The sequence below is a fragment of the Methanomassiliicoccales archaeon genome (assembly GCA_014361295.1).
Classification (GTDB): domain Archaea; phylum Thermoplasmatota; class Thermoplasmata; order Methanomassiliicoccales; family JACIVX01; genus JACIVX01.
The window spans coordinates 1,307,540-1,321,198 of sequence record JACIVX010000001.1 but is presented as its reverse complement, the minus strand read 5'-3'; the positions used below and the strand labels follow the sequence as shown (position 1 = coordinate 1,321,198).

The 13,659-nt window shown below is 47.1% G+C and carries 7 protein-coding genes and 1 tRNA gene; 2 read left to right on the top strand and 6 right to left on the bottom strand.

Translation table 11 applies throughout. The annotated features are described in order from the left end of the window. Window positions 1-73: 73 nt before the first annotated feature. The 4 genes from H5T41_06545 to gyrB form a co-directional block, all read right to left on the bottom strand. Complete coding sequence (locus tag H5T41_06545) at window positions 74-1,303, bottom strand: hypothetical protein (GenBank protein MBC7108428.1); 1,230 nt, start codon at window positions 1,301-1,303, stop codon at window positions 74-76. A gap of 86 nt (window positions 1,304-1,389) precedes the next feature. Beyond that, entirely contained in the window at window positions 1,390-2,091 is a 702-nt protein-coding gene (locus H5T41_06540) for a signal transduction protein (GenBank protein MBC7108427.1), read from the bottom strand. 349 nt (window positions 2,092-2,440) lie between these two features. After that, window positions 2,441-6,283 (bottom strand): DNA gyrase subunit A, encoded by a 3,843-nt coding sequence (gene gyrA, locus H5T41_06535; protein MBC7108426.1) that lies wholly within the window; start codon window positions 6,281-6,283, stop codon window positions 2,441-2,443. An 8-nt stretch (window positions 6,284-6,291) separates the two neighbouring features. Beyond that, a complete protein-coding gene (gene gyrB, locus H5T41_06530; GenBank protein MBC7108425.1) occupies window positions 6,292-8,187 on the bottom strand; it encodes a DNA topoisomerase (ATP-hydrolyzing) subunit B in 1,896 nt (631 codons plus the stop codon). Window positions 8,188-8,583: 396 nt separating this feature from the next. Between gyrB and thiC the strand changes: the two genes are divergently transcribed. Next, the gene (gene thiC / locus H5T41_06525; GenBank protein MBC7108424.1) at window positions 8,584-9,864 is read left to right on the top strand and encodes a phosphomethylpyrimidine synthase ThiC; all 1,281 of its coding nucleotides are present in this window, start codon (window positions 8,584-8,586) and stop codon (window positions 9,862-9,864) included. A gap of 78 nt (window positions 9,865-9,942) precedes the next feature. On the opposite strand, the gene H5T41_06520 is transcribed toward thiC, so the two are convergent. Next, window positions 9,943-10,033, bottom strand: a tRNA-Thr gene (locus H5T41_06520). Between the two features lie 314 nt (window positions 10,034-10,347). On the opposite strand from H5T41_06520, the gene H5T41_06515 reads away from it, so the two are divergent. Next, window positions 10,348-12,495, top strand: coding sequence for a DUF835 domain-containing protein (locus H5T41_06515; protein MBC7108423.1), 2,148 nt, complete (start codon window positions 10,348-10,350; stop codon window positions 12,493-12,495). On the opposite strand, the gene H5T41_06510 is transcribed toward H5T41_06515, so the two are convergent. Further along, on the bottom strand, window positions 12,496-13,593 hold the full coding sequence (locus H5T41_06510) for a zinc ribbon domain-containing protein (GenBank protein ID MBC7108422.1): 1,098 nt from the start codon (window positions 13,591-13,593) through the stop codon (window positions 12,496-12,498). It lies immediately after the preceding gene. Window positions 13,594-13,659 lie beyond the last annotated feature (66 nt).

The following is a 13,659-nucleotide window of genomic DNA, read 5'->3' as shown; positions in this document are numbered from 1 at the left end:
TTTAAGGTACTTTTGGACGGAATAAAATATTGAAGAGAAAGGGTGATGAAGACTCTGACTCTCAGAAATTGGTTTATTTCTTCCTTATAATCTTTCTGATCGAAATCGAGCGCTTGACACTAGGCTCCTTCTTCTCTTCCGCGGCTTGAGTTTTTTCTTCAGTCTTTTCTTGTATTTCTTCTCCAGCTGGCTTTTCTTCGACCTTCTCTTCAGGCTTCCTTTCTGCCTGAATTTCCTCTTTTTGCTTTGGCTCTTCCTTCTTCTCTTCCTTGAGAATCGCTCCACAGGCGTAACATCTCTCCGCATCTGCATCGACAATCGTCCGACAGTTCGGGCAGAATTTCTCCATCGGCCGCTCACTCGCCTTCTCCTCGATCTTTTCTTCCATTCTCGCTTCGGTTCCGCCCACACCTACCTCAGACATAGCTAGAGTTTCCTGAGTCGCTGACACAGAGCCCGCCTCTGCATGAGAAGGTTGACTTATAGCCTCACCTTGCGAGAATCTTTCAGATCCAATTTCTGATTCCGCCTGTACAGCCGAAACTTCGGGAGCTCCAGTTCCGGAGATCGATGGCGCTACCGAAGGCTCAGTTATCGGCGATACCTTAACTTCCTCAGTTTCTTCCGCTTCAGAAATCAGAGCTTCTCTCCTCGCAAGGATCTTTTCGCGCTCGCTGAGCGCCGCCTCTCTATCGTTAAGAATCTTTTCCCATTCAACCAATCTCTTCTGTTCATTCACCAAGATTGCCTTGCTTTCGGCAAGAAGTGTCTGTTGCTCCTCGAAAATCTTTACCTTCGCAAGGATCTCCTCTCTCTTCGCAGAAATTTCTTCGAGAATCTTTTTCAGATCCCTTTCCTCCATGAGCAATCTCTCTTCGAGTTCTAGAATTCTACCAGCGGCCTGCCTGATCTTTTCCTCGTATCCCTTTACCTGTTCGCCGAGTTCAAGAATTTCACTTTCTTGTTCGGTGATTTCTTTCTGGCGCTTTTCAAGGATAATACGCATCGAGTGGTTCTCCTCTTCACGAAGCTTGAGTTCCCTTTCTAATTCGAGTAATTCCGCTTCCGTCTTCTTGACCGCCTCTTCACGCGGTACTAATTCTGATTCCCTTTTCAGTAACTCCTTTTCTTTTTCATCGAGTTTTCGTGCATATTCGTCAAGCTGCTGCCTCCGCTCCCTCAACTCCGCGTCTTTTCTATCAAGCTCTTCCTTTCGTCTTCTAATTTCGACTTCCTGCGCCTTGATTTTCTCCTTGAATTCCTCAATGACCTGCCAAATTGGGATACTGTCCTCCGATGACACTCACCTTCCTCCTCACATCGCTACTTTCATTCATTAACTCCCTCTCAGGGATTTAATATCATTCCATCTGCGATTAATTAATTGTGCTACGCCAATGTAGGGCCAAGAACCATGAGACCGTTGCTTCCAATCTCAATCGTATGCTTTTCCATACTGTGCTCACAAGCCCTCATTTTCTCAACTCGGATAAATCGGACAAGTTTGCCGCGTGTCCGATCGAGACCTAACTCAATGATTCCATCCGCAAGGAAAACCTCGTTGCCAACGAAATCGACCGATCCTCCTTGGGAACGTTCCATAATGATGAAAGAGATGAGATTAAAATCGCGCAGCGTCTTGAAGAAATAGAACATCTTCTTTCGCATTCCTCTCATATCATCCATAAGCGAGTAGAGAGCACCTAGCGAATCGAGGGCGAAGACCGTGAACTTGTCCTGATGTTTTTTCTTGAAGTATCCGATGACTTGCTCAACAAAGTGAAGATAATCTGTCGGCGCTTCGGATTCAATGATTTCATCGAGTTCTCTGAGGTCTGTAAAGTCGGATATCTCAAGATTTGACGCTATCTTAATTCCCAGACTTCTCATATTCTTAACGTGACTTTCCGCCGATTCCTCAAGCGTTACATACAATCCATATTCGCCTGTCTTTTCGAGATATGTGGAAATCAGGGAATATGTGAAACTCGTCTTAAGAGAGCCCGGCGGTCCTGTGACGAGTACGACCTTCGGCGACTCGATATCTGTCCGAAAGACCTTTTCGAGCCCCTGTATCGAATTCTTGAACATCTTTACGCACCAGTACCTGGGGGGAATTCATTGATATTGCCACTAATAAACCTTTGTGAATGAATTATCGATTTTGATAATTTAATTAATGGTATCTGAAAACGATTGAAATCGACACAGATCTCGTGTACTTATCGAAAAGCAATGTTTTGTTTATAGATTGGCATTACGATTTTGTGCGTATGATTGCAGGTGAGATTGCAAGCCAGCAACAGAAGGGGCCTCTTTCATCGATGCTCAATCCAATAGTCCCTATTTGATTTTCATCCTTCATTTGTTCGAAAAAGCTTCAAAAAATGTAAAAAAAAAAATAAGGTAATGAAATTGAATGTTGGATTATACACGATCCTCAGAACTCATCGATAGAATCGAAATCCTCGTCAGAGACCTCTTCCTCTGGTTCCCGCGGGATCATATCTTTGTCCTCGGTCACTTCCGCCATGTCGACCATTTTCTCTTCCTTCTCACCGATCAGGCGCGCGATGGCTGTAACCTTGTCGCCCTCGCGGAGCCGCATGATTTTCACGCCCATTGTCGCCCTTCCCATGACCCTGATGTCAGCAACGGGAATCCTGATCACCATGCCTTGCGTGCTGGTCACAATGATTTCGTCGTTTTGAGCGACATCGAGAACTGAAACGACTTTGCCATTTCTTTCTCCAGTTTTAATCGTAATGACGCCTTTACCCCCTCTCTTCGTCTTCCTGTATACAGACACTGGCGACAACTTGCCATAACCGTTTTCGGTGATCGAAAGAAGCATCGAGTCTGGCCTCACTGCCGCCATGCTGACGACCTCGTCGCCAGGGTAGAGTCTGATCCCGATGACACCTTTTGCAGGTCTTCCCATCGGCCTGACTTCTGTTTCGTTGAATCTGACTGCTTGGCCTCCCTTCGTTGCGATGACGATTTCCTTCGTGCCATCCGTCAGTCTCGTGTCGACGAGCTCGTCGCCAGGTTCGAGGCCTAGAGCGATGATACCAGACGATCGCACATGGGAATAAGCGGTGAGAGGTGTTTTCTTGATGATACCTTTTTTCGTCGAAAAAACAAGGTAATGATTTTCGTCAAATTCCTTGATGGGGATCGTGTCCAAAATCTTCTCCCCCTCCGAGAGCGCTGGTAAGAGGTTAACGATCGGTTTCCCTTTCGAGTGTCGACTGCCGACCGGCACTTGGTAAGCCTTCAGCCAGTAAGCTTTTCCCAAATTCGTGAAAAACATCAGGTAGTTGTGCGTAGATGTGACAAAGAGATTTGTCACGTAGTCCTCCTCCTTCGTCTCCATCCCGATCAGGCCGACCCCCCCCCTCCTCTGCTGCTTGTACATATCAAGGGGCACCCTCTTGATGTAGCCGTCATGCGTGATCATGATGACCATTTCTTCATCCGGAATGAGATCTTCGAGATCCATTTCCAGCACGTCGTGAACGATTTCTGTTTTCCTTTCATCACCGTGTTTTTCTCTGATCTCGAGCATCTCTTTCTTGATAATATCCATGATCTTTCTTTCATCCGCCAGAATACTTTCTAGTTCCCGCACTTTCTTCTCGATCTCGATGAACTCGCTGCGCAGATTTTCGATTTCCAGACCTGTCAGGCGTTGTAATCTGATGTCAAGAATCGCCTTAGCCTGTTCTTCCGTGATTGCCAGACGCTGCATGAGTGCGATCCTCGCCTCCTCAGGCGTCTTCGCCGCCCTGATCATCGCGATTGTATCATCGAGCGCGTCGACCGCTTTGATGAGACCTTGCAGAATGTGATCGCGCTTCTTCGCCTCTTCAAGCTCAAACCGCGTTCTCCTGATCACGACGCTCTTCCGGTAGTCGATGAAATGCTGGAGCGCTTCTTTTAACGTAAGAACTTTCGGCTCGTTGTTGACAAGTGCGAGGTTGATAACGCCAAAGGTCACTTCCATCTGGGTATGTGAAAAGAGTTGGTTGAGGACGATGTCCTCCATCACATCTTTGCGAAGCTCAATGACAATCCGCATGCCCTCGCGATCAGATTCATCTCGCAGATCGACAATGCCATCGATTCTCTTATCTTTGGCGAGTTCGGCGATCGATTCGATGAGATTGGACTTATTGACCTGATAGGGAATCTCGGTGATCACGATTCTCTTCTTATTCTCTAACTCTTCAACCTTCGTCCGCGCTCTCACCTTTAGCTTTCCTTTACCCGTTGAATACGCTTCGAGGATGCCACTAATCCCGTAGATGATACCACCGGTCGGGAAATCGGGTCCCTTGATGTACTCCATCAGATCCTGCGTTTCCATTGATGGGTTATCAATCAGATGGACGATCGCATCGACGACTTCCCTGAGATTGTGAGGCGGGATATTCGTCGCCATGCCAACGGCGATCCCCGATGAGCCGTTGACGATGAGGTTCGGAAACTTGCCAGGGAGCACTGCCGGCTCCTTCAAACTCCCGTCAAAATTATCGACGAAATCGACCGTATCTTTCTCGATATCGGCCAACATTTCTTCCGCAATCGGCGAGAGACGGCACTCGGTGTACCTCATCGCCGCCGCTGAATCGCCGTCGACGCTACCAAAGTTACCCTGACCATCGATCAAGGGATACCGCATTGAGAAATCCTGCGCCATTCTCACAAGGGCATCGTAAACTGCCATGTCGCCATGGGGATGATATTTACCGAGGCAGTTGTGCGAGACGATACCGTTTGCAACAAATTCATGCGGTCCTGCGACCTCGAGGTCATATGTCTTCTGAGGCTCAGCACTCTCTACGCAGTTTACGCGAATGAAGAAGAGGTTGTACTGAAGAGCGTCCCCCAGCAATGGCAATTCTTCGCCGACCACATCGCCGATCAAATTGCAATCTGTTTCCTCATCAACCAACGACAAGACCGATACTGGGAATTGCGATATTTGATCTGCGAGTTTGCAAGAAAGAGATTGATCAAGTTTACACCTTTCTCTTTGATCGATGAATTTGGCAATCTGAGAGCTAGACCACGCTACCTTATCGACGCTGGTCCTCGGAACCTTTTTCTTGATATATGTAAGAGGCGATTGTTCCGTGTCATTCCTGCCTTGACGTCGATGCCCAGTCAGTTTTAAAAGTCTTTCAGCGAACAGACCATTTACTTCGATTGCATATGCGGAATTGGCGTGAGTCTGATCACGCTCAACTGGCCTTTCGCTGGATTGTTTGTTAATTGGGGTTAGGGAAGCGATTACGCCCAGATGATGTAAAATCAGCTGGACATCGGCCGCCATTTTTCGCGATACAAAAGGTAAACGGATTGATTCACTTTTAATAAGGGGATTGAGACCAGCATCAAGCATTCCTTTTAAAAGAGAAAGCAAGACATCACGAGGCGAGTGGAAAAGGGGCTCGGGAATGCCATCTTTTTCATGAATCAATTGAACGATCTGTTGAAGAAGTGAAGATGAGACATCGGGAGAAATATGGGCAAGCGATCCATGACATAAGATAGAGGAGGTCGTGCCATCGGTACCTTTTCCGTTACAAGAAATCTGGTTCAGTGCTTTAGAGAGTTGTTCTTGAGTTGCATTATCACAAATGGTTAAAAACAGATGATCTTTTTCCCTGGTCATCGAGTTCCGCATCAGGAGATAACCGAAAAGATAGGCAATTTTCTCGTTGATTTCGATCTGCTTCCCGTCTTTCAATCGCATGCTCGCATAACCAAGATTTTCTGGATAGATGCACCGTGCAACGACAAGATCTCCTTCCGTAAGATCTTTTGCAGCCTTCCATTCGTAAGATAATGAAGAGTTGAGAATTTTAATCGGCTGCTCTGGTGTACAAACAATTTCTGCGCCAGTTTCCAATCTTATTCTGACAAGCGGTTTCGGAGGCATCTCGTATAGCTCGATCACCGGTGCTCGTCCGCGGTGCGTGTAAACAATGTCACCGTGTTCAATCTCTTCAATCGGGATGAGACCACGATCAGTCAGCACCCGCGTTCCGGCAACAAAACATTCACCAACAACACGCGCGCTCTTCTTGTGTGGTCTGTTCGAAAGGAGCCCCATATCGTACATCGCGTAAAGGATCCTTCTTTGAACTGGTTTGAGTCCGTCCCTGACGTCCGGAAGAGCTCTGCCCACGATCACGCTCATCGCGTAATCGATGTAGGATTTCTTCATCTCGATCTCAATGGGGCGCTGGATAATTCGCGTCGCTTTGTCTTCCATGAAAACACCTATACGTCAAGATTCTCCACTTCTTTGGCATGGGCACTAATGAATTCCCTTCTTGGGAGAACCGCATCACCCATGAGGATATTGAAGAGCAAATCTGCCCTTCTCGCATCCTCGATTGTCACCATTTTCATCACACGTGTCTCCGGGTTCATCGTCGTTTCCCAGAGCTGTTTCGGGTTCATTTCACCGAGACCTTTATATCTCTGAATCGATACACCTTTCCCGAGGCGCTCGACTGCGTTGATTCTTTCTCTTTCTGTGTACGCGTATATCTCCGCATTTCCTTTCGAAATCCGATAGAGTGGTGGCTGCGCGATGTAAATATAACCGTTTTCGATCAGTGGCCTCATATATCTAAAGAAGAGCGTCAAGAGGAGAGTCCGAATATGTGCACCGTCCACATCGGCATCTGTCATGATGATGATTTTGTGATACCGCGCCTTGCTAATATCGAAATCTTCCTTGATACCAGTGCCGAGCGCCGTGATGAGATTCCTCACCTCAACATTCTTCAGAATCTTGTCCATCCGCGCCTTCTCCACGTTGAGGATCTTTCCTCTCAGCGGAAGAACAGCCTGGAACTCCCTGTTTCGGCCCTGTTTTGCGCTACCACCAGCCGAATCGCCCTCAACGATGAACAACTCTGATTTAGCTGGATCCTTTTCCGTACAATCCGCTAATTTGCCGGGAAGACTCGTCGATTCAAAAAATCCCTTTCTTCTCGTCAGCTCTCTTGCCTTCCTCGCGGCTTCCCTTGCCTGAGCCGCAAGAATTGCCCTCTTGATGCAGGCCTCCGCGACCTTCGGATTCTCTTCAAGGAATTGATATAATTTCTCGTAAATCATCGAATCGACGAGACCTCTGATCTCGCTGTTTCCGAGTTTTGTCTTCGTTTGCCCTTCAAATTGTGGCTCGGGCATCTTGATGCTGAGAATCGCCGTCAATCCCTCCCGGACATCATCGCCACTGAGACTTTCGTCTCCTTCTTTCAAAAAATTGTATTTTCTCGCGTAGTCGTTCATCGTCCTAGTCAGCGCTGATCTGAATCCGATGAGATGCGTTCCACCTTCGATCGTATTAATATTATTAACGAATGTGTGGATGTTTTCGGAGTAAGAATCGGTGTATTGAAGAGCTGCTTCAATCAGAACATCTTCACGTTGTCCAGTGATGTAAATGGGCTTATCGTGAAGTACATTCTTCGTCTTATTGATGTATTGAACAAATTCCACGATGCCCCCTTCATAATGGAATTTTTCTTCTCTCCCTGTTCTTTCGTCTCTGAATGTGATGATGACATTCTTGTTCAGGAAGGCAAGATCCATCAACCTGCTTGCCAATGTGTCAGCATCAAAGCTAACATCCTCGAAGATCTCTGGATCTGGTTTGAATGTAATTGTCGTGCCCGTTGTGCGCGCATCTCCGATTACGCGTAGCTTCTCAACAACGACACCTCTTTCGAACCGCGCGAAATGTTCCTTTCCTTCTCTTCTGACTTTAACCTCGAGCCATTCCGACAGGCTGTTGACGACGGAGAGACCGACACCATGAAGTCCTCCAGAGACCTTGTAACTCTTCCTGTCAAACTTCCCGCCAGCGTGAAGGGTTGTCATCACAATTTCGACGGCTGGACGATCATATTTCGGCAAAATGCCAGTCGGAATGCCCCGGCCATCGTCTTCAACAGTGACACTCCCGTCCTTGTTAATCGTCACATTGATTCGTGTGCAAAAACCGGCCATCGCCTCGTCGATACTGTTATCGACGACTTCGAAGACGAGATGATGGAGCCCTCTACTATCTGTGCTCCCGATATACATGCCCGGTCTCTTTCGAACCGCTTGCAGGCCTTCGAGGACCTGAATCTTGTCTTCGTTATAACTTGAGTCTTCCATCCGATCCCAACCTCATGTTTCTCAGGTTGAACTTTAGCGTGTCAAATGGACATGTTCACAGTTTAAAGGGATGATATGCTCTCCCATCCCTTTTCTGACATACTTTCCTAATGTACTCATAGTATTAATATTCTTCTAAATGTCTGGCTATTTAAATAAAATGTTGAATTTTAATGATGTAATGACTCCTTTTCCGGAGGGAAATTACACGAAATCACCATTTTTCAATTTGCAACTTCAAATGCTCTCCTTAAGGTCGAAATTGAAGATATCAAAAGGAGGGTATTTCGATTTTTCAAGAAAGAATTGAGAACTCGTAAATTTGATATTGTAGCATCGAAAACTAGATGTGCTCAGGCACAAACACTAAAAACCGAGAATCTGTTGGACCCGGCAATGGTAACGATTAAAGATGCGAAAAGAGGACTCACAGACGAAATCGTCAGTGTCGCACGCCGTGAGGGTGTTGACCCAGAATTCGTGAGAAGGGGTATTGTAAACGGTCGGATCGTAATCCCCTCAAATCCCATTCATTCGCCAGAACCTTGCGGAATAGGCGAAGGTCTCACCGTCAAGGTCAATGTCAATGTCGGTACATCGAGGGACATGCCGCGTATGGAAGATGAGATAGAGAAAGTGAGAATCGCTCTCAAATATGGGACAGACACCATCATGGACCTGAGCACTGGCGGGGATATCGACCTCATCCGACGGACAATCATTAAAGAGGTCAGAGTCCCTGTTGGCACCGTCCCGATTTATCAAACTGGTTTGAAGGCCGCGAGGGAAAGCGCCGTTGTGGACATGGACGAGGATGATATATTCAACGGCATCATCAAGCACGCGAAGGATGGCGTTGATTTCATGACGATTCACTGTGGCGTCACAAAAGAAAGTGTTGAATATTTGAGACGCTCGAAGAGGATCACGGATGTTGTTTCGAGGGGGGGATCGTTTCTTGTTGCATGGATCTTGCACAACGGAAAGGAAAATCCCCTCTATGAGAACTTCGATTATTTACTGGAACTGGCGTCAGAATATGAATTCACGATCAGCCTAGGCGATGGACTTCGTCCCGGATGCATCCATGATGCCACAGACGTTCCGCAAATTCAGGAACTCATCATCCTCGGAGATCTTGTTAGAAGAGCGAGGGAGAAAGAAGTCCAGGTCATCGTCGAGGGCCCCGGACATGTACCGATTGACCAGATTGAGGCGAACGTGAGAATTGAAAAAACGATTTGCGATGGTGCGCCATTTTATGTGCTCGGCCCCCTTGTTACGGATATCGCACCTGGCTATGATCATATTTCAGGTGCCATCGGCGGAGCGCTCGCAGCCTACTACGGCGCAGATTTCCTCTGCTATGTCACACCAGCTGAACACCTTTCCCTTCCGAGCGTCGAAGATGTAAAAGAAGGGGTGATTGCGGCGAAGCTCGCAGCGCATGCTGCAGATGTTGCAAGGGGGAGGGGTCTGGAAAGGGATCTCAGGATGTCAAGAGCAAGGAAGGCGCTTGACTGGGAAGGGATGTTTAGGGAGGCGCTCGACCCTGAAAAGGGTAGGATGTACAGGGCGAGAGGAATTACCGAGGCGAGCGAGGGTTGCTCAATGTGTGGCGATGTTTGTGCGATCAAGATTCTGAGGGAATACCTGAAAAAGGATGGTGTTTGCTGAAAGTTTGCTTTAGAAGCTCCGACAGTTTACTGTGAACACCAAACCTAGATTCTGCTGCTTAAGAGACAACAAAAAAAATGGAGCCACTGGAGGGATTCGAACCCCCGACCTACGGTTTACGAAACCGTCGCTCTTTAGCGATCAGAGATTACCGCTAAGCTACAGTGGCATCGATCCGGCACATCAAATCGTCACGTTGATTTAAAATTTTCTTAGGTATGCGATGAGCTGAAGATGCAATCATCCAAAGGCATGGATGCCTTGTGTTTTGATATCGTGTTGTTTATTCCCACAAGAAATGCCATCCTTCGAATAAAATAGTGGATTTTACCTGCAACTGGCGATTTTGTGCGTCTTTTGGGAATTTTTGGCGAATTTTTCGGCCTATCCTTTTGTTTAATGAAAATAGATACTCTTCAGATAAGCCAGTAATCCAAGTACATAAAAGATTTAATCAATCATGTTGATTGAGTCTTGATCATTTTGCTGATCGAAGCAGGAATCCCTGACGCGAAAATCGTCGAAAGAATGAGCGGTGGTGAAGGTGTTTTATCGAATATTATCGATAAAATCAAAAAAGAATTTTTTTCTGGCTATGTAAAAGTGAGCCTCCAGCTACCACAGAATGAATCAGAGGGTGTAATTTTTTTCGACGCAGGCGAACCGATAGGCGCTTTGTATGTTGACAAAAGGCGGCAAAATAATGCTGAACAGATTTATGCAGGAGAGAGGGCACTCAAGTTCATTTTCGAGGATTCGCAGCATATCAACGCAATTGTCTCTCTTCACACCGGGTTGGATCCGAGGGCGATGTTAAAAAGATTCGAAGGGGCCGAAATCAAGGGCCTCCAACTCGTGTCCTCTTTTTCGATCCCTTCACCATCGAAACCGATCGATCTAGGTGTTCTCGCTGATGATACGAGTGCGGTCGCGAAAAAAATTGAGAAATGGGCCCGCGAAGGTTTCAATGTATCCCAAATACTAAATATATATCTGGACGATCCTGAAAGAGCTTCAAAAATCCTTCCGTATTTCGAGGCGAATATCGAAAGGGTGAAGGCTCTCGTCGAGCGTCTTCGTTTTCTGAAAAGAGCAGGAATCGAAAGGGACATCGACTCGATCCTTCGAAAAGCGATGAATCCCGAACGAATTGCCGAGGTTGAAATGGAATTCGATCTCCTTGTGAAAAAATTAGAGAGATCGGAAAAGGAAAGGCTTGCGGAGAAAGAGATCCGCCTTGATATTGAAAGAAAAAAACAGAATGAGCGGATCGATCACGTCTATGATCTCATTCTCCAATATCATAGGATGAGGGCTCTTGGTGTAGAGAAAAGAGCGAGATGTCCGAAATGCGGCGAAGCTTTGGACCGCGATGGTTTCTGCTCAAAATGCAACGAATTTGTGCCTCAGAGACCTCGATATGGGAGGGCGATCAACACCCGATACACCTTCTCGCGGTTTGTTGTTGGTCATGGCAACAGATTTGCCGAGGCCGCGGCGAAAGCCGTCGCGAGCAACCCAGGAACCGCATACAATCCTCTTTTCATTTACAGTAGATCCGGACTCGGCAAAACTCACCTCCTGCATGCGATCGGCAACGAAATCGTTGAAAAACATCGGAACCTCTTGGTGATTTACACATCGATGGAAAAATTCGAAACAGAGCTCATCGAGGCAATATCATCAAATAAACTGGATGAATTTCGCAAAGCCTACTCGGGCGCGGACGTGCTTTTGATCGACGACGTACAATTCATCGCTGGTAGAGAGCGGACGCAAGAAGAGTTATTCCAGATCTTTAATGATCTCCTGGAGAGTGAAAGGCAGATTGTGCTCGCCTGCGACCGGTTGCCGAAGGAAATCCCGTCGGTCTCAGATAGGCTTCTGACGCGATTCGAATCTAGTCTCATTGCAGATATTCAGCCGCCCGATTACGAAACACGCGTCGCGATCCTCGAAAAAAAGGTGAGAGAAGAGAAAATCATCGTGCCGAGAGAAGTGCTTGAGTTCATCGCGGACGTCTGCAAGGACAACGTGAGACAACTCGAGGGCGGCCTGAATAGGATCGTTGCGTTCTCTTCGCTCATGCGCACTGAAATCGACCTCGAGCTTGCGAAAGAGGTGTTGAGTCATGAGACCGAATGGATGCGCGTCAAAGAGTTCAAATTTGACCTTGCTGGCGGTCAAAGTTATTTGGTCGAAGAGCCGAAACCTGAGGTTGCTCATAGAGCATTCGTTACAAAGGTCCAGGAGGGTTACAAAGGACTCGCGATCACGAGAGGGCACCCGAGAAACCTCGCTGGAAAGCTTGGACAACTCGAGGCTACGATCTACTGGCTCACCGATCGCGAGTCGGCAATGGCACAGACCTTACCGCCATCGCTTGAAAGAATCATGCTCGTGATCGAAGAGTTCATCAGAATGAATGGGAAATGCGTCATTCTTCTTGACGATATCCAGTATTTAGTCAGCAACACGACCTTCGAAGGAATCGTGAGGTTCATCAGAAGTGTCGTCGATGAGATCTCAGAAACACCTTCGATTTTTATCGTCTCGGTTAATGAAGAAAGTCTTAACCCTCAGGATAGATCGATCCTAGAAAGGGAAATGGAAGTCCTCAAGCCTTCCTGATCACGAGAGTCGCTTCATTTCGGCCTTGAACTCGACGAGTCTCTCGAGCGTTTCCTCAATATCATTTCTCTTAAAGGCTACAGCTCCATCTTTCAAAATCTTGATGAGGGAGCTGACATCTTTACCTTCGGCTTTCGCATCGAGGAGTGCTTCCTTTGATTTCTTTAACTCTTCTCTTAGGACCTCTGGAAGCATTTTCAGCAGTTCTTCCCTCCCCTTTTTTGCGAGAACACCCATCATTGTCCAATCGCCATGTTTCCCCGCATCTCGAGCCTCGTTGAGAAGCCTTCTCGCTTCCCTAACGTCGACATAGAGATACTCGGAATTCTTGATGAGTTTCTCAAGAGCTTCGCACATCTCGCTCGCTTCGACGTAACGACCCGTGATCTGTTCGGCGACACTCTTGGCATTTCTTATCTCGATCAAGGCTCCCTTCAAATCACCGCCATTTCTCTTTGCCTTGATCGCCTCAATCGATTGAAGAATCACTTTCGGATCTGAGCCTGTTTGACTTGAGACTTCCACGAGCTTTTCGAGATATTCGATTTCCCTTGCAATCTTTTCCTCGATAGTTTCTCGCGCCCTCGCCAGACTTTCCTGCACAAAATTGACTGCAGAAGTAACATCTCTCTGCTTTCCGGCTCTAACCGCTTTGTCGATGAATCGCTTCGCCTCATTCACTTCAATGTTGAATTCATTTGCCAGTGCAAGAAGCGATTTGACTTCCTCGACGAGAAGTGGGAATTGCTTTCTCAATTCGATCTCTTTCTCTTCGGCTTCTCTCTCCTCAGCTTTTGCCGATGGTTCTTCAATTGTCGTGCCCATCGCTCCCACTTCTCCCTTCATTGATGTCTTGACTTCTCCAGCGCCTTCCTTCGAAATTTCCAACTTCGCATTGCACTTCGGGCAGCGTTCGAGATCGGCAGGAACAACCGCTCTGCAATTGGGACACTCAACTTCGATGACTTCTTCGATCACAAATTCGACGCCACACTTAGGACATTTCGAGACTTCGCCAACGATATGCGTCCCGCACTCAGGGCAATCGAATTCCACTTGATTACGATCCTCATCATTTCCAGAGCGGTTGGCTTTCAATAAACCACCAGTGTCAGGTATCGATAATCTCTATTGAGATATTTAGTTATAATCATGATCACTCAA